Origin of the sequence: Alkalihalobacillus alcalophilus ATCC 27647 = CGMCC 1.3604 (assembly GCF_000292245.2) — a bacterium.
GTDB classification, from domain to species: domain Bacteria; phylum Bacillota; class Bacilli; order Bacillales; family Bacillaceae_D; genus Alkalihalobacillus; species Alkalihalobacillus alcalophilus.
Map to the genome: position 1 here is coordinate 1 of NZ_ALPT02000084.1, position 17,266 is coordinate 17,266.

General features: G+C 38.8%; 16 protein-coding genes and 1 pseudogene. 4 read left to right on the forward strand and 13 right to left on the reverse strand.

Going from position 1 to position 17,266, the window contains the following annotated elements; translation table 11 throughout:
• The 4 genes from BALCAV_RS17345 to BALCAV_RS17360 all read right to left on the reverse strand — a co-directional run.
• Positions 1–255 (reverse strand): helix-turn-helix domain-containing protein (locus BALCAV_RS17345; RefSeq protein WP_040324174.1); only part of this gene is annotated, 255 nt, incomplete at its 3' end.
• Positions 256–701: 446 nt separating this feature from the next.
• Positions 702–1,340, reverse strand: a complete 639-nt coding sequence (gene fsa / locus BALCAV_RS17350; protein ID WP_003323246.1) for a fructose-6-phosphate aldolase — start codon at positions 1,338–1,340, stop codon at positions 702–704.
• Between the two features lie 168 nt (positions 1,341–1,508).
• Positions 1,509–2,372, reverse strand: a complete 864-nt coding sequence (locus BALCAV_RS17355; protein WP_003323245.1) for a class II fructose-bisphosphate aldolase — start codon at positions 2,370–2,372, stop codon at positions 1,509–1,511.
• Between the two features lie 289 nt (positions 2,373–2,661).
• The gene (locus BALCAV_RS17360) at positions 2,662–3,030 is read right to left on the reverse strand and encodes a response regulator (protein ID WP_003323244.1); all 369 of its coding nucleotides are present in this window, start codon (positions 3,028–3,030) and stop codon (positions 2,662–2,664) included.
• Positions 3,031–3,294: 264 nt separating this feature from the next.
• On the opposite strand from BALCAV_RS17360, the gene BALCAV_RS17365 reads away from it, so the two are divergent.
• On the forward strand, positions 3,295–3,840 hold the full coding sequence (locus BALCAV_RS17365) for a DUF2529 family protein (RefSeq protein WP_003323243.1): 546 nt from the start codon (positions 3,295–3,297) through the stop codon (positions 3,838–3,840).
• Positions 3,841–4,311: 471 nt separating this feature from the next.
• Here the strand turns inward: BALCAV_RS17365 and BALCAV_RS17370 are convergent, their stop codons facing one another.
• The 3 genes from BALCAV_RS17370 to BALCAV_RS17380 form a co-directional block, all read right to left on the reverse strand.
• A complete protein-coding gene (locus BALCAV_RS17370; protein WP_003323242.1) occupies positions 4,312–5,910 on the reverse strand; it encodes a CTP synthase in 1,599 nt (532 codons plus the stop codon).
• A gap of 270 nt (positions 5,911–6,180) precedes the next feature.
• A complete protein-coding gene (gene rpoE / locus BALCAV_RS17375; protein ID WP_326938324.1) occupies positions 6,181–6,708 on the reverse strand; it encodes a DNA-directed RNA polymerase subunit delta in 528 nt (175 codons plus the stop codon).
• 162 nt (positions 6,709–6,870) lie between these two features.
• Positions 6,871–7,491 carry a TetR/AcrR family transcriptional regulator gene (locus BALCAV_RS17380; RefSeq protein WP_003323240.1) on the reverse strand — a complete coding sequence of 207 codons (621 nt, stop codon included), beginning with the start codon at positions 7,489–7,491 and terminating at the stop codon, positions 6,871–6,873.
• Between the two features lie 253 nt (positions 7,492–7,744).
• Here BALCAV_RS17380 and cls point away from each other — a divergent pair, with 253 nt between their 5' ends.
• Positions 7,745–8,941 carry a cardiolipin synthase gene (gene cls / locus BALCAV_RS17385; protein WP_003323238.1) on the forward strand — a complete coding sequence of 399 codons (1,197 nt, stop codon included), beginning with the start codon at positions 7,745–7,747 and terminating at the stop codon, positions 8,939–8,941.
• Between the two features lie 441 nt (positions 8,942–9,382).
• Here the strand turns inward: cls and BALCAV_RS17390 are convergent, their stop codons facing one another.
• The 4 genes and pseudogenes from BALCAV_RS17390 to BALCAV_RS17405 form a co-directional block, all read right to left on the reverse strand.
• Complete coding sequence (locus tag BALCAV_RS17390) at positions 9,383–9,541, reverse strand: XapX domain-containing protein (RefSeq protein ID WP_003323237.1); 159 nt, start codon at positions 9,539–9,541, stop codon at positions 9,383–9,385.
• Positions 9,542–9,620: 79 nt separating this feature from the next.
• Positions 9,621–10,112, reverse strand: a complete 492-nt coding sequence (locus BALCAV_RS17395) for a DUF456 domain-containing protein (RefSeq protein ID WP_003323236.1) — start codon at positions 10,110–10,112, stop codon at positions 9,621–9,623.
• Positions 10,113–10,188: 76 nt separating this feature from the next.
• A pseudogene (argS, locus tag BALCAV_RS17400) lies at positions 10,189–11,859 on the reverse strand (arginine--tRNA ligase).
• Complete coding sequence (locus BALCAV_RS17405; RefSeq protein WP_003323235.1) at positions 11,856–12,299, reverse strand: YwiB family protein; 444 nt, start codon at positions 12,297–12,299, stop codon at positions 11,856–11,858. Before BALCAV_RS17405 ends, argS begins: the two are co-directional and overlap by 4 nt.
• Before the next feature lie 174 nt (positions 12,300–12,473).
• Between BALCAV_RS17405 and BALCAV_RS22165 the strand changes: the two genes are divergently transcribed.
• Entirely contained in the window at positions 12,474–12,902 is a 429-nt protein-coding gene (locus BALCAV_RS22165) for a hypothetical protein (RefSeq protein ID WP_152563064.1), read from the forward strand.
• Positions 12,903–12,964: 62 nt separating this feature from the next.
• Here the strand turns inward: BALCAV_RS22165 and speB are convergent, their stop codons facing one another.
• Complete coding sequence (gene speB / locus BALCAV_RS17410) at positions 12,965–13,837, reverse strand: agmatinase (protein ID WP_003323234.1); 873 nt, start codon at positions 13,835–13,837, stop codon at positions 12,965–12,967.
• 12 nt (positions 13,838–13,849) lie between these two features.
• Positions 13,850–14,677: a polyamine aminopropyltransferase gene (gene speE, locus BALCAV_RS17415; protein WP_003323233.1), complete on the reverse strand. Its 828-nt coding sequence runs from the start codon at positions 14,675–14,677 to the stop codon at positions 13,850–13,852.
• Between the two features lie 352 nt (positions 14,678–15,029).
• On the opposite strand from speE, the gene BALCAV_RS17420 reads away from it, so the two are divergent.
• Positions 15,030–17,108, forward strand: coding sequence for a transglycosylase domain-containing protein (locus tag BALCAV_RS17420; protein WP_003323232.1), 2,079 nt, complete (start codon positions 15,030–15,032; stop codon positions 17,106–17,108).
• Positions 17,109–17,266: the final 158 nt, after the last annotated feature.

A 17,266-nucleotide genomic window follows, 5' to 3' on the forward strand; every position in this document is an offset into this window, starting at 1 on the left:
GGCAAGGTTTTTCAGGGAGGATTGAAGGGCAATGCTGTCCACTTCTTTTAGCCATACGAATTCCTTTTTTAGTTGGGTTAATTCAGCCGAACAAGCATTGTAAGTTAACCCTTTGCCTGTTTCTTGGTAGGTATCGTTCCATTGCCCTAAAAAGCGATTAAAGACAAAACGAGAACAGCCGATGGTTTTAGCAATGAAGATTTCCTGTTCTTTGCTTGGATAGAGACGGAATTTGTATGCTTTGTTGATGAGCATTGTTTTCACCTCAGATAGGAATGTATGTTCTTATTATACCCTAACAAGAATCTCTTTGGCTACCGCCAACCGCCATTCATCTCCCCCTTATCGTTGGGCTTCTCCCTTCACACGATTGAAGAGGGAGTCTTCTGTCGGGAAATGATAAATGTTACCTGTTTTTGTATCGGAGGAGGGTCGAGGTTTCGTCTCTCCTCTTTCAGACAGAAGAAAAACGCTCGCATATGCCGTTTCTCAGCTTCGTTCATCTGCTCATGAACTAGTGTTCTTTCGCATTTCTTCTCCGCTTTGTGCCTACTCTGACAAGCGTTTTTTCTTAAGTTATGTGATTTATATATAGAAAAGTCGACAAAGTTAGAGTATACGCTTTGTCGACCACCTCATTAAAAATGCTTGAATTGGATTCGGGTTGCTTAAAAAATATGACTTTTAGAGGTGTTATTCTCTTATTTATTCCAATCCGCTAAAAACTTCTCAATCCCTTGATCCGTCAACGGATGTTTCGTTAATTGCTTAATAACGTTAAATGGAATAGTTGCAATATGAGCACCTTTAATAGCTGCTTCTGTCACATGAACAGGGTGTCTAACAGAGGCAGCAATGATTTCTGTGTCAATTCCGTGCACATTAAAAATGCTAGAGATTTGCTCAATTAAAGTAAGGCCATCTGCCCCAATATCATCTAAACGCCCTAAAAATGGTGACACATAAGTAGCTCCAGCTCTAGCAGCGATTAAAGCTTGAACCGCAGAGAATACAAGCGTTACATTTGTTTTAATACCTAATTCAGAAAAAGCATGAACCGCTTTAAGTCCTTCAACAGTCATTGGAACTTTAACAGTCACATTAGGAGCGATCGCAGCAAGTTCTTTTCCTTCCTCGATCATTCCTTCTGCATCTAGTGCAATCACTTCGGCACTAACAGAACCCGGGACAAGTGATGCGATTTCACGAATTCGATCATGAAAATCAACACCTTCTTCTTTTGCTACTAATGAAGGGTTTGTTGTAACACCTGCTAAAATACCTAATGCATTTGCTTCTTTAATTTCTTCTAAATTCGCCGTATCAATAAAAAATTTCACTTCTCTTCACCTCTACCCATTTTATTTAAGCGTTTTCTTTCAGTCTCTCTTTTTATAGAAAAACCAACAACTTTATCGTACTGTCTATTTACATTAAAAGATTAAAAAAAGGAAGGAAAAAAGCTCACCTATACAAGTGCCCTTTTCCCTTCTCCACTTCCTAAATATTTACGCACGATTAGAAGAACCGAATTCTTTCATTTTACCTTTAACCGTTTCTTTAATCGCTTCACGTGCTGGTCCTAAATATTTACGTGGATCATATACATCTGTATCTGCAGCTAGAACTTCACGGACTGCTTTAGCTGAAGAAATTTGACTTTCTGTGTTCACGTTAATTTTTGCATGACCAAACTCAATGGCTTTTTTGATATCAGCCGTAGGGATACCTGTACCACCGTGTAATACTAGTGGAATACCTACTAAAGAATCAATCTCTTTCATATGGTCAAAGCCTAGATTTGGCTCACCTTTATAAGGACCATGTACAGAACCTAGAGCTGGAGCAAAACAGTCTACTCCTGTTGCTGCTACTAATTCTTTACACTCTGCAGGAATCGCATAAGCTGCTTCTGCATCATCTACAATTAAGTCATCCTCTTGTCCGCCGATACGTCCAAGTTCTGCTTCTACAGAAACACCAACAGCGTGAGCAATTTCAACTACGCGTTTTGTAATAGCGATATTTTCTGCTAATGGATGATGAGAACCGTCAATCATGACAGATGTGAATCCAGCGTGAATCGCTTGAACACATTTCTCTAAGCTTGAACCATGGTCAAGGTGAATCGCTACTGGAACTGTAACATTGTACTCGTCCATTAACGCTTTAACCATACTTACAACTGTTTTAAATCCACCCATATAACGTGCAGCACCTTCAGAAACACCAAGGATAACTGGTGACTTTTCTTCCTCTGCTGCTTGTAAAATCGCTTGTGTAAATTCTAGGTTGTTCAGGTTAAACTGACCTACCGCATAACCTTCCGCCTTTGCTTTGTTTAGCATTTCTGTCATTGAAACTAAAGGCATCTTAATTCCTCCTTCAAATTGTGCATTTCTAATATGCTCGTCCTACCGTGCAATCGAGTTTGCCTTATTTAACAAGTTACCCGAATCCAAGGGCAAATATCCATGCAAACGAATATATGTACATCAAGCCTTTTAAATAAGGTTTACATTTCTTCTGGTAAGATTGAACGTGTTCATTATAGCATATATCTATCCATAAAAAACGGCAATACACTTGATAATTCAACACTTTTTTCATTTTTCAAAAGAAAGCGTTTACTACTTTTCATTTTCCGTTCTCATCATTTTTCTACTTTAAAAGTGTATTTTTAATAACATTCCGGACGTCATCAATATCAAATGGCTTTGAAAAATGGGCAACGGCCCCTGCGTCCAAAGCTTGATTAATAAGATTTAATTCACCATAAGCCGTCATCATAATAACTTCAATATGGGCATGTGTTTCTTTTATTCGTTTTAAAATCTCAATTCCATCCATCCCCGGAATTTTCATATCTAATAAAACAAGGTCAGGGTTTTCGTCATTCACATATTTTAAAGCTTGCACCCCATTAGGAGCTTGAAACACATGATAACCATCTTTTTTTAATATTTCACTTAATAAGACACGGATTCCATACTGATCATCAACAATTAAGATCTTTTTTTCAGCACTCATTTTCGATCCTCACTTTCTTCTTTCTAAATTTAAAAAGTTTTTTACTTTCCTCACAAAATTATTTTTTCCAGACTCCCTTATATTCGATCCGAAAATGAAGAATCCTCCTTCTACTTAAACAAAGGTAATAAAAGTTTTTAATCCTTTAACAATAAAAATGTAACATATTGAAACAACTAATTAAGAAGATTTTTTCATTTTTATTGAATTTAAGCTATAATTCAATAGCAAAATCATTCAAATATAGAAAGTGAGTGACGATAGATGATTCAAATTTTTACAACACAAATTCAAGGATTAATGAAGCAAATAAAAGATAAACAAGAAGAAGCTATTGAGGATGGCGCTCGCTTATTAGCACAAGCACGAGTTGGGAGCAGCTCCATTTATGTCCACGGAACAAAAGAGATGGGTGTCATTGAACAAGAAGCATTATCTGGTGAAGACCATTTAATACATATTAAACCATTGCTTTGTGAGGAAAAAGTCGTTTCACTTGATGTTAATGACCGCGTCCTCTTAGCAAGCCGTTATACAACTGATCCCGACGCCATTAAAATCGCCAAAGATTTAAAAGAAAAAGGCATTCCCTTTGTAGCAATAAGCACACTAAAAGAAGTAGAAGCAACTAGTGAAGGACTTGACACATTAGCTGATGTTTTTATTCATTTAAATGTAAAAAAACCTGTTGTTCCTTTAGATGACGGCACACGTACAGGTTATCCAGCCTCCCTCATCGCTTTATATACTTACTTTTGTTTGGCACTAACGTTAAAAGAGATTTTGAGTGAAGTAGAAGATGAACTTTAAAGTGAATGAAAAATGGGGCTTATATTTGATGGCTTTTGGCTTCATTGGGGGCCTTTGATTCCCTTTCCGGCTTTGATTCAACGGCTTCGGGATTCATTGGGGGCCTTTGATTCCCTTTCCGGCTTTTATTCAATGGCTTCGGGATTCATTGGGGGCCTTTGATTCCCTTTCCGGCTTTTATTTGATAGCTTTGGGATTCATTGCCCCCTTTGATTCCCTTTCTGGCTTTGATTCAATGGCTTTCGGCTTCATTGCGGGCCTTTGATTCCCTTTCCGGCTTTTAGCAACCGACTTTCGCACTCATTGCCCCCCCCCTTTGATTCCCTTTCCGGCTTTTAGCAACCGGCTTTCGCACTCATTGCCCCCTTTTGATTCCCTTTTGCACTTTTAGCAACCGGCTTTCGGCTTCAATATACCCAAAACAAAAAGTTCCTTCCTTCCACTTAATAAGCAGAAAGAAGGAACTTATTATTATTTATTGATCGATGCACCGATGAAATCACGGAAGAGTGGTTGTGGGCGTGTTGGTCTTGAGACGAACTCTGGATGGAATTGTGAAGCGATAAAATAAGGGTGATCACTTACTTCTACAATTTCCACTAATCTTCCATCAGGGCTTGTCCCTGAGAAAATAAAGCCGGCTTTCTCCATTTGTTCACGATACTCATTGTTAAATTCATAACGATGGCGGTGACGCTCATAAACAACTTGCTCGTCATATGCTTTATTAGCAACAGAACCATCTACTAATTTACATGGGTATAAACCAAGACGAAGCGTACCTCCCATATCTTCCACATCTTTTTGTTCTGGTAATAAGTCGATGATTGGGTATGGTGTTTCTGGGTTTAATTCAGCCGAGTTGGCTCCTTTTAATCCAAGTACATTACGGGCAAATTCAACGGATGCTAATTGCATTCCTAGACAAATTCCTAAGAAAGGAACCTTTTGTTCACGAGCATAACGAATCGCTGAAATTTTCCCCTCAATACCTCGATCTCCAAATCCACCAGGTACAAGAATTCCATCTGCTTCTTTTAATAAATCAGCTACATTTTCATCTGTAACTTGTTCGGCATCGACCCAATCAATTTCAATATCTGCATCAAAGGCATATCCAGCATGACGAAGTGCTTCTGCTACAGAAAGATACGCATCTTGTAAAGCAACATATTTACCAACAAGAGCAATACGAACTTTTTTAGATAAGTTCTGCACCTTCTCAACAAGGCCCGTCCATTCTGTCATATCTGCTTCTTGACAGTTAAGTTTTAAGTGATTACATACGATGTCATCTAAGTGCTGTGCTTGAAGATCAAGGGGCACTTGATAAAGGGTATCGGCATCTCTCGCCTCAATAACTGCATTTTTGTCGATGTCACAGAATAACGCAATTTTTTCCTTCATATCTTGTGGAACTGGTTTTTCAGTACGAACGACAATGACATTCGGTTGAATACCTAAGCTTCTTAATTCCTTCACACTATGTTGTGTAGGTTTTGATTTCATTTCGCCAGCCGCTTTTAAGTAAGGGATTAATGTACAATGCACATACATCACATTATCGGCCCCAACATCACTTTTAATTTGGCGAATCGCTTCTAAGAAAGGTAAACTTTCAATATCTCCAACGGTTCCACCAATCTCTGTAATTACTACATCTGCACTTGTTTCGCGACCAGCACGGTAAACACGTTCTTTAATTTCATTCGTTACGTGCGGAATAACTTGAACCGTTCCACCAAGATAATCTCCGCGACGCTCCTTTTTTAAAACTGTTGAATAAATTCTACCTGTTGTCACATTACTGTTTTGGCTTAAATTAATATCAATAAAACGCTCATAGTGGCCTAAATCTAAATCTGTTTCCGCTCCATCATCTGTTACAAACACTTCACCATGCTGATATGGGCTCATTGTCCCTGGATCGACATTAATATACGGATCAAATTTTTGAATCGTTACTTTCACACCACGATTTTTTAATAAACGTCCTAAAGATGCAGCTGTAATTCCTTTACCTAATGAAGATACAACCCCACCCGTTACAAATATATACTTAGCTGTCATACGATCGACTCCTTCTTACTTAAAATAAAAGACTGTTTTTCACTACTTTTCCCAATATCGATGAGGGATTTACGAAATCAATAAAAAATAACCTTTACCTACTCATTTTTTCCATATATGTGAAAATAAAAAAACAAAAGTGACACGTATCCCATAAATTGGGGGCGCACACTTTTGTTTATATATCTAAAACAATTATTACTTTTTCTAAAGCCCAAAAATGATTCTACCTAGAACCGAAAAAGAAGTCAAGTGAATCGGAGGATAAAATTATTCCTCTTCTTCCGTTTCTTCTTCATCGTCGCCTTCAGCAAAGTCATCTAAATCTGTATCTTGATCTTTAAAAACCTCTTCTTCTTCCTCTTCCTCATCTTCATCTTCTTCTTGAGAAAGCTCATCCAACTCATCTTCTAAGTCTTCAAACTCATCTTCTTCAAAATCCTCATCAAGAAGATCGTCCTCTTCATCTAGAGCTAATGCTTTTGCCTTCTTCTTCGGTTTAGCAACAGAAGAAGTAATTTCCTCTTCCACTTGCTCAAGAGGATACCAGCTTCTTAAACCCCAACGGTTATCACCAAGTGTTAAGAAACGACCATCAATATTTAGGTCTGTATATAAGAAGCTCATACGTTCCTTGACTTCTGTTTTTGACATTCCTTTTAAAGTCGCTACTTCATTGATCAACTCATAATATTCATAAGCTTCATTTTTCTCTTGCATTAATAAATAAGCTAACTCGACCATTGCGCACTCTGCAAGCTCTTCTTTTCTCATATCCGCGATTTTCAATAAAGACACTTCCTTTCCTACCTTCAATCTATCAGCAATCCTGAATATCCAAAATCATACTTCCCATTATAAACATATTTCCACGAATTATGCTAGATTGACGAGGAAAAAACTAGAGCAAATTAAGCAAAGGCTCAAAATGCTCGATTCTCCCCGTGTGTGGCGAGTTTTTTATCCCTTCCCTTTTAAAAGAAGATCGGTTTGCCAATCAATATATTGCTCTAACGTATATTGTTTTCGCAAAGCCCATCTTCGGAATGTCCACATTTGACCTTGTACTAAAATATTATGAGCAAGGAGATTCACTTCATCCCCTTTAACGTTTAATTCATTAGCCTCGACGCATTCACGAATGATTTCTTCTAAGATGCTAGCCATTTCTTTTTCCTTTTGAAGCACATATTGAAGTGATTCTTTAGGTAAGGCTTTCACTTCTTGATACATAACGAGAACTTCATCGGACATATCATCGACAATTTGAAAATAAGAATGAATCGCTAATTTAAGCCGTTCTAATGCTGAACCCTCTTTACTTAATTGCTTTTTCAAGCGCTTGGATACTTCAAGATAAATGTCATCACACACAAGATAAAGAATATCCTCTTTTGCTCCAATATACTCATACAAAGTTCCAATACTGAAGCCCGCTTCTTTGGCAATTTCCCTTGTTGTTGTACGGTGGAAGCCTTTGTCAATAAAAAGACGGACAGCTCCTTTGACCATTTGAGCACGACGAACTTTAATTAATTGTGGATCCTTTACCATTGAAGGCACCTTTTTATTCCTTAACATCGAACAACCCACACCCCATCCTTACGATTATTTCCTCCATCATACTAAAAAAGAGTAAATTTTCAAACTTTTAATAAAGAGTGACAAGGAATAGACAAAATTTCTGCTTTACCACTCAAGCCTTCTTTAAGGAGTTGAACGTCACACTTATTTCATGAAATAACTTTTTAGGAGCATACTAATCATTATTAGGTAAAAGAAGGTTAATCCTCAAACGACCATTAATTTATAATGACAAGGAGTCGGAAAATGTATGGTGTATGCACTTATCATAATTGCTCTTCTATTAATTCTTTTAGGTTTGGTCTGGTTGGATTTTCGGCTTGGGAGGCGCTCTTTAATCATAAACGAAGAACCGATAGAGCCCCTCGTACGCGAGAGCCGCATGCAACTCTTAACAACAGGTGATCATTTTGTTGAATGTTTAATGCAAGATCTTTTTCATGCCGAAAAACATATTCATATGCTTTTTTACATTTTTCGTGATGACCATATCGGCCAAAAGATAATTGATTTATTAGAATTAAAAGCGAAACAAGGAGTAAAGGTGCGGTTAATGGTCGATATGTTCGGTTGCAAGATTTCTTTTCGTAATAAAAGAAAATTAAAAAAAGCAGGGGTCAAACTTCACCTAACACCGCCCCTCTCTTTTCCTTATTTTTTCTTTAAATTAAATCAACGAAACCATCGAAAAATCGTGATTTGTGATAGTAAAGTGGCTTATTTTGGCGGTTACAATATTGGGGACGAATATTTAGGTCGCGATCCGAAGTTTGGACGATGGCGAGATCTTCACATTCGCATGCAAGGTAACGGTGTGCAGGATTTACAAAAAAGCTTTTTAAATGATTGGGAAGATGTTTGCCATAAAAGCTTTGAGGATGCCTCCTTTTACCCAGCTCTCCAACCTGGGACACAAAAGCTCATCATGTTTCCGACAAATGGCCTTTTTTTAGAAGAACAACAATTAAAACATATCGAAGCAGTCAAACACTCCCTTACGATTGCCACTGCCTATTTTATCCCCAGTGAGAGGATGATGAAGGCATTAATTCAAGCAACGAAGCGTGGGGTGCAAATAAAAATCATCCTCCCGAAAAAAAGCGATCATCCGCTTGTACGCGAAGCCGCTTTTCCTTATTTTGATTCGTTGCTGCGTTCAGGTGTACAGATCTATCAATATTATCGTGGCTTTTTTCACACAAAAGCGATTTTATTCGATCACGATGCCGCTTATCTTGGAACTGCAAACTTTGATAAACGTAGCTTTTTTATAAACTTAGAACAAAATAGTTATATCTATGACAAAGATTTTATTAAATTAATCGCAGCTGAAATTGATTATGATATTTCGATATCCCATCAACTTACGATGGAAGAATATCAAAAACGCAGCCTCTATTTTCGTCTAAAAGAAAAAATCGCAAGTGCAGTCTCTGACTTTTTGTAGATGTAGGGGGTTCATGTAGGGATTTGATTTGATGGCTTTGGGATTCATTGGCGACCTTTGATTCCCTTTCCCGCTCTGATTTGATGGCTTTCGGAATCATTGACCTCCTTTGATTCCCTTTCCAACTCTGATTCGCTCGCTTTCGGATTCATTGGCTACCTTTGATTCCCTTTCTAGCTCTTTTCCATTCGCTTTTGGAATCATTGGGTTTCTATTAGGCTCTTTTCGACAAGTGACACTTATCAAATTTCAGCTTTATTCAAACGTTCCTCAGTATTCGCCTTCTCTAATTTCTTTGTTATCTTATTCTTTTTCCCCGATCAAAAAAAACCTCCAAGTAGTCATTAGTTTACGAGTAACCTAACTTCACTTAAAGGTGTTTTCATTCGACTCATCACATGAGGATAATCCCACTTATTTGCAGTCCATTCGTTCTCACTGTTATCCCCAAAAATAAGTAAACCCTTGATAGCCTAAATAAATCCCGACAATTCCAATGATCCCCGAAAAGACTGGTGGTGCTGGGATTGGGAGTTTTAAAAAGGCAAATAGTAAACCAACAATCAATCCAGCCAACAAGGCGAGCATGACTTCTTGCATAAGGACCCCTTCTTTCTAAAAAACATTGTCCTTACTACTATTTGTCTTTTTGAATGACTTATTCACTTAGACTACATGATTATGCTAAAAATACTTCAACAATAAACCAAATGATCATAATAAATTGCACCAATCCTTTGGCAACCGTACTGCTTAAAAAAGCAATTAATGACGCGATGGCAACCTTAAAAGCATGGCCTGGCTGCTGAATACTAATAAGCTCTGTCACAAAAACAAGGATAAACGGGACAAAAATGATGCCGAATGGAGGCATGATAAAGGAACCGACAATCACTCCAATCGCCGCCATTCTTTCTCCCCATTTGGAGCCACCATATCGCTTAACAAAATATTGGCTCGCAATTATATCAGCAAGAATCAGAAACAATGTAAAAATGACCATCCCAGACCAAAACCAGACCGACAAATCACTAAAAGTACCAATCCCAAAGCCGTAAACAAGAAACCCGACCCAAATAACGAGCACGGAAGGAACTAACGGAAAAATAAGTCCAATAAAACTTAAGAAAAAACAGATGGCGACCACTATCCACCATAACATCTCGACCATCAAACCTAACCTCCTTTTTTGCTAGCCAAAAACCCCTCTCTAATTTTTTAGAGAGGGAAAAAATCAATGAAGTGGATTACATTTTTTCAGGTGCATTTACTCCTACTAATGATAGCGCGTTTTTAATCGTAATTTGTGTCGCTCTCATTAGAGCTAGGCGTGCTTTTGTTTTCGCTTCATCAGCCTCATCAAAAACTCGTTCAGCATTATAAAAGCTGTGTAAAGTAGCGGCTAACTCGTGAACATAATTCGTAATGCGGTGTGGAATTTGTTTTTTCGCAGCCTCTGCTACAATTGCTGGGAAATCACCAATCACTTTAAGTAATTCAAACTCTTTTTCTGTACTAATTGGGGATAGGTCGATGTTTTCATCAAAAGTTAACCCCTTTTCTTCCCCTTGGCGAAGCATCGTACAAACGCGGGCATGTGCGTATTGGACGTAATAGACAGGATTTTCATTCGAATTAGACACCGCTAAGTCCATATCAAAATCTAAGTGTGAGTCAGCACTACGCATCGCAAAGAAATAACGTGTCGCATCAATTCCGACCTCTTCCATTAGATCACGAAGCGTAACAGCCTTCCCAGTCCGCTTGCTCATTTTCACCTTTTCTCCACCTTGATACAAACTGACCATTTGAATGATCTCAACGTCTAATTGGTCCGCCTCATAACCCAGTGCTTGAATCGCCGCACGCATACGTGGAATATATCCATGGTGATCCGCTCCCCAAACATTAATTAATTTATCAAAACCACGATTCATTTTATCTTGGTGATAAGCAATATCCGGAGTTAAGTACGTGTAGCTTCCATCATTTTTAATTAAAACACGGTCTTTATCGTCGCCATAGGTCGTTGAACGGAACCATGTTGCTCCATCTTCTTCAAATGTTTCGTCTTTTTCCTTCAACACTTGTAACGTCTCTTCCACTTTTTTCGTCTCGTATAAAGAAGTTTCAGAGAACCAATTATCAAACTCAACACGGAATTCTTTTAAGTCGACTTTAATTTTTTCTAATTCTTTTTCAAGTCCGTACTGACGGAAAAAGCTTAAGCGCTCTTCTTCTGGAAGTTTTGTTAACTCATCGCCCTTCTCATCTACTAACTGGCGACCAAAATCAATAATATCTTGACCGTGATAACCATCCTCAGGCATGGCTTTTTCTAACCCTAACGCTTAATAATAGCGGGCTTCTAAAGAAAAAGTTAAGTTGTTAATCTGATTCCCTGCATCATTTATATAATATTCACGCTCTACATCAAAACCAGCTTTCGCTAAAATATGGCTTAAGGAATCACCAACAGCTGCCCCCCGCGCATGTCCTAAATGCAGTGTTCCAGTTGGATTAGCGGAGACAAACTCGACTTGAATGCGCTTATTCCCACCAAAATCAGACTCTCCATAAGCCTCTTTACTCGTTAAAACGGTTTTGACAACGTCACGTAAATAAGAATTGTCCATAAAGAAGTTAATAAAACCAGGACCAGCAATTTCAACTTTTTCAATCATTGCCTCTTTTTGATTTAAACTAGCGGTTAGCTCCTCAGCAATTTGACGGGGTGCTTTTTTGGCAACACGTGCTAACTGCATCGCCATATTTGTTGCATAATCACCATGGGCTTTATCCTTAGGTGTTTCAAGAACCACTTCTGGCATCGTTTCATCAGTTGCGAGGTTAGCCGCTTTAACTGCCGAAATAATTTCCTGCTTTAGTTTCTCTTTAATTTGTTCTACACTATTCATTTTGATTTGTCCTCCTCAAGTGTTAAGCGAACTTCATGTGTTCCTGTATCTTGTCCTTGCATTAAAAAGTGATAGCGCAAATGAATTTTGCCACGTTTTTTTCCATTCGGCCAAGCGACGATGACTTTCTCCGTTTTTGCCGTTGTTTCCCATGAAATTTCAGGAGTCACATAACGACCTACTGTTGTTTCTCCCGCGATAAAAGCTTGCCTCATCAAAATAGAGCCTTGGCGGATCAGCATCAGTTCATGACCGTTCCACTTCATCGTCGTTTGAACGGTTTGCTCCTCACCGAACTTTTCCTCAAACCGCAAATACTCCGACTGCCCTTTTTTAAACAAATCTCCTCTAGTTGTAAATTCATATGCTTCTTTATGATCGCCTTGTTGGATCAAGGTTTTAAAAACCATTTTGATCGATTTTTTCACTATCTTCTCCATTGTTCGCACATCCTTCTCACTAAACAGTTTAGCGAGTTTATACAAGGCTTGCAAGATTTCTCTCATCTGCTTCTTCTACTGTTCACATTTCCTTTTCATCATCGACCAAAAAACGGATTAATATGATAGACTTCTTAAAAAACGTTGTTTGATTTTTCAAAGGGAATACTTTTTTTGCACCTTAATTTGGGCGACTCGGCTTTTTCATTACTTATTACCAGTTTTTTGCACCTTAATCCGGCCTTCGCGGCTTTTTCATTACCTATTACCAGTTTTTCGCACCTTAATCAAGGCTTACTCGCTTTTTCATTACCTATCATCAGTTTTTCGCTCCCTAATTTGGTCAAACTGGCTTTTTCATTACCTATTACCAATTTTTCGCACCGTAATCACGGCTACTCTGCTTTTTCATTACCTATTATCAATTATTCGCACCCTAATCCTGACAACTCTGCTTTTTCATTACCTATTACCAATTTTTCGCACCCTAATCCTGACAACTCAACTTTTTCATTACCTATTACCAATTTTTTGCACCGTAATCCGGCCGGCATGCCTTTTACATTACTAATCACTAATCCCCGCGTTCACACTATCTTTTAGCTTTTCTGACCTAAAAAAGGTGAGTGAAATTTCGTCACTCACCTTTCTATTCCTGTATGATTTTATTTAACAAAACCAAGGAGCATTTCACGAATCATTTTACTTGCGGTAATTTGTGTTTGTTCAGATGGGTCATAGTTTGGGGCCACTTCCACTAAATCGGAACCGACAACTTTCACATCAGATTTGGCAATAGCCATAATCGCTTCTAATAATTCCTTAGATGTGATGCCTCCTGCTTCTGCTGTTCCTGTGCCAGGCGCGTGGGCTGGATCTAATACATCAATATCAATCGTGACATAAACAGGACGGCCAGCAAGTGTTGGTAATACTTTTTTCAGTGGCTCAACTACTTCAAATTTAAACATATTCATGCCTGATTCTTTGGCAAACTGAAATTCCTCACGCATGCCAGAGCGAATTCCAAATGAATAGACATTTTCTGCTCCAATTAAAGAACAAGCTTTACGAATCGGTGTCGAGTGAGACAATGGTTCTCCTTCGTATTCTTCACGCAAGTCTGCATGTGCATCAAAGTGAAGAATCGCGACATCTGGATGCTTTTTGTGAATCGCCTTAAAAATCGGCCAAGATAATAAATGCTCTCCACCTAAGCCAAGTGGATATTTGCCATCAGCCAAAAGCTTATCAACAAATTCCTCCACCATATCAAGGCTACGAGCTGCGTTTCCAAATGGAAGGGGAATGTCACCAGCATCAAAATAGTTCACTTCTTCTAAATGCTTGTCCATATAAGGGCTATATTCCTCAAGACCTAAAGACGCTTCTCGGATTTTCGCAGGACCAAAACGAGAGCCTGGGCGAAAAGAGACGGTCCAATCCATCGGCATACCGTAAATGACCGCATCACTTTCTTCATACGTAGCACGACTCATGATAAATACTTTTCCAGAGTAAGATTCATCAAAACGCATATGAAATCCCTCCTATTTCAATAAATCAGCAACAAATTTTGGCAAGGCAAACGCCGCTTTATGAAGCTCTTTAGTATAATATTTCGTCTCAATCTCATGGAATCTTTCCTCGGAGACTTGTAGTGGATCATGCTTTTTCGAACCGATTGTAAACGTCCAAAGACCACTTGGGTATGTTGGAATATTGGCTGTATAAAGGTTTGTAATTGGAAAAATTTCTTTAACATCGTTATATACTTGTTTGATTAAATGTTGATGGAACCATGGATTGTCTGTTTGAGCAACAAAAATGCCATCTTCTTTTAGAGCTTTCGCAATTCCTACATAGAAACCTTTCTCAAAAAGTTTTACAGCAGGTCCAACTGGCTCTGTCGAATCAACCATAATGACATCATACGCATTTTCTGCTTCCGCAATGTGCATAAATCCGTCGCCTACTTGAACATCAACACGGCTGTCGTCTAAAGCTCCCGCAATGGACGGTAAATATTTTTTCGAATACTCGATTACTTTCCCATCGATTTCAACAAGAGTTGCTTTTTCAACAGATGGGTGCTTTAACACTTCACGAATAACGCCACCATCGCCACCACCAACAACAAGAACATGTTTAGGGTTTGGATGTGTAAATAAAGGAACATGAGCGACCATCTCATGGTAAACGAACTCATCCTTCTCCGTTGTCATAACCATGCCATCAAGGACTAGCATATTTCCAAACTCTTCTGTTTCGACTACATCTAATTGTTGAAAGTCGGTTTTCTCTGTATGTAGAGTGCGTTTAATTTTTGCTGTAATTCCAAAGTTTTCTGTTTGTTTTTCTGTGAACCATAACTCCATTTTCAATCACCTCTATAATTTATTTTCTTCTTTTATTGTTTTAAATAAACGTTTAATTAACCCGTTTTTTCTTCCAGTGACAAATAAAGCTGCCGCAAAATAATGGGGCAACAAGAGAAAGTATATAACAAAAGCGTAAAAAAGCAAACGAAATCTTCTTAATAAATGCCCTGTCATGTTTAAAATAATCGACTTCTACCAATCCTAATAAAAAGTCTAGCTTTTGCTAGGCCATCCTTTGAAAAATGGAGCGGTTCATCATCAAAGTTTCATAACTTTTTTACATGCTTTTAAATCAACACTCATGAAGAAACCGTACAAAAGAAAACAACGATAAAAGAGGTGACAAAACATGCAAGTAGTAATAAATCGTAAACGTAGGCGGAGAAAAAGCTTCCTTCGTAGGAGCTTTCGTCTTTTATTAGTGATGCTTCTACTTGTATCCGGTAGTGCTGTCGCTTTACTTTCTTATACAAGAATGCTCGGTCCACCTAATCTTGAGGTTTCACAAACGACGATCATTTATGGAGAAAATGGCGAGATTATCGGTGAAAGCCATAGCGGTCAAAATCGCTTTCCAGTCGAACTTGATTCTATTTCTCCTTATGTGATTGATGCAACGATATCAGTGGAGGATCGTCGCTTTTATGACCACTTAGGCTTTGATCCAAAACGAATCGGCGGGGCCATTATCGCCAATTTAAAATCCGGGGCCAAGTCCCAAGGTGCGAGTACGATTACGCAGCAATATGCCCGTAATCTTTATTTAACTCACGAGAAAACATGGACACGTAAATGGAATGAACTCCTTTATTCTCTTCAGCTTGAAATGAACTTGGATAAGGATGAGATTTTAGAAGGTTATTTAAACACGGTCTATTATGGACATGGAGCTTATGGAGTTCAGGCAGCTGCTGAGCTTTATTTTGACAAGCCGGCAAGTGAACTAAACTTAGCCGAGGCTAGTATGGTTGCGGGAATCCCAAAAGGACCGACCTATTATTCCCCTATTTTAAATGAGGAGCTTGCTAAAAACCGACAATGGGTTGTGTTGCAGTCAATGGTCGCAAACGGGGCGATTACAGAAATAGAAGCCGCAGAAGCATTTGAAGTTGAGCTTGTCCCGACAAATACGAGACGAGAAATCGGAGAGAAAATCGGGCCCTTTTTCAATGATATAGTTGAGAAGCAATTAATCGAGGAAAATATATTGAAGCCAGAAGAATGGCAGGCTGGTGGTTATAAAGTATTTACAACGCTCGATCCTCATATGCAAGAAATTGCGGAGAAACATATTGCTAATGAGTTAACTGACCCTGATTTACAAATTGGATTTGTGGCAATGGATCCTAAATCAGGCGATGTTAAGGCTCTTGTTGGTGGTCGTGAATACGGGGGAAAAGGCTTTGACCGAGCAGTTGAAGCGAAAAGGCAACCTGGTTCCACTTTAAAACCGCTCTTATATTACGCCGCTTTAGAAAATGGGTATACAGCGACAACGACTCTTAAAAGTGAAAAAACTGCCTTTCTTTTTCCTGATGGCGATTCAGAAAAGGAAGAAGACTACTATTGGCCAAATAACTTCAACGGAAATTTTGCCGATGATTATATTACTTTAATTCAAGCACTCGCTTATTCCGATAATATTTATGCTGTTAAAACCCATTATTCATTAGGTTTTCATAAGCTAGCAGAAATCGCTCAAAAAATTGGCATGCAGTCCACGATTAGTACGACGAACCCATCAGCCCCACTCGGAACATCGGAAGTGACTTTGCTTGATTTAACAACAGGGTATAGTGCTTTTGCTAATGGCGGTCAGATGGTAGAGCCTCGTTTTATTAAGCGTGTCGAAACGATGAGTGGAAAAGTTATTCATGAAAACCCTGTTTACCAAGAAGAGGTACTCGATGAAAACCTCACGTTTATTTTGACGGACATGATGACGGCTATGTTTGATCGCCGCCTTAATGATTATACGACCGTCACAGGTGGTTCTGTTGCTCCTTTATTAAACCGTCCTGTTGCAGGTAAATCAGGGTCAACCGAATTCGATAGTTGGATGATCGGGTATACTCCGCAAATCGTCACTGGAGTATGGTCAGGATTTGACCGTGACAAAAGGATTGATACACGGAATGCTCAAGTTCCGAAACAAGTTTTTGCCAAATTTATAAATGAAGCGTTAAAAGACGAACTCATTTTACCTTTCCATCAACCAGATGGAGTCGTTGCGGTGGAAATTGATCCAAAAACGGGCTATCTCGCCTCTGAGTCTTGTCCAGGACCTGCTCGAGTTTCTTATTTTATTCCTGGAACAGAACCACAGGAAACATGCCCTAAGGATGTTGAGGAGTTAGAAGAAGCGATTGAAGAAGATTCTACAGCAGAACGAGGGTTTTTAAAACGCTTTATGGACTGGCTCCACTAAACACAACTTCCCCGTCCAAACGCACTTGGACGAAGGTTTATAAGTTTATAACTCAACTTTCGCATCGAGAAAATCCGTTCAACGAGTTGGCAGAGCGAAAGGGAAGTTCTTAAACAAATGCCCTTGACACGTTTGAAAAGCGAGAACGCACTATCACA

Coding starts and splice junctions, on each gene's coding strand:
- BALCAV_RS17355 (WP_003323245.1), bottom strand. CDS start 2,372: ATGCCTTTAGTTTCAATGACAGAAATGCTAAACAAAGCAAAGGCGGAA.
- BALCAV_RS17360 (WP_003323244.1), bottom strand. CDS start 3,030: ATGAGTGCTGAAAAAAAGATCTTAATTGTTGATGATCAGTATGGAATC.
- BALCAV_RS17365 (WP_003323243.1), top strand. CDS start 3,295: ATGATTCAAATTTTTACAACACAAATTCAAGGATTAATGAAGCAAATA.
- BALCAV_RS17370 (WP_003323242.1), bottom strand. CDS start 5,910: ATGACAGCTAAGTATATATTTGTAACGGGTGGGGTTGTATCTTCATTA.
- BALCAV_RS17380 (WP_003323240.1), bottom strand. CDS start 7,491: ATGTTAAGGAATAAAAAGGTGCCTTCAATGGTAAAGGATCCACAATTA.
- cls (WP_003323238.1), top strand. CDS start 7,745: ATGGTGTATGCACTTATCATAATTGCTCTTCTATTAATTCTTTTAGGT.
- BALCAV_RS17390 (WP_003323237.1), bottom strand. CDS start 9,541: ATGCAAGAAGTCATGCTCGCCTTGTTGGCTGGATTGATTGTTGGTTTA.
- BALCAV_RS17395 (WP_003323236.1), bottom strand. CDS start 10,112: ATGGTCGAGATGTTATGGTGGATAGTGGTCGCCATCTGTTTTTTCTTA.
- BALCAV_RS17405 (WP_003323235.1), bottom strand. CDS start 12,299: ATGGAGAAGATAGTGAAAAAATCGATCAAAATGGTTTTTAAAACCTTG.
- speB (WP_003323234.1), bottom strand. CDS start 13,837: ATGCGTTTTGATGAATCTTACTCTGGAAAAGTATTTATCATGAGTCGT.
- speE (WP_003323233.1), bottom strand. CDS start 14,677: ATGGAGTTATGGTTCACAGAAAAACAAACAGAAAACTTTGGAATTACA.
- BALCAV_RS17420 (WP_003323232.1), top strand. CDS start 15,030: ATGCAAGTAGTAATAAATCGTAAACGTAGGCGGAGAAAAAGCTTCCTT.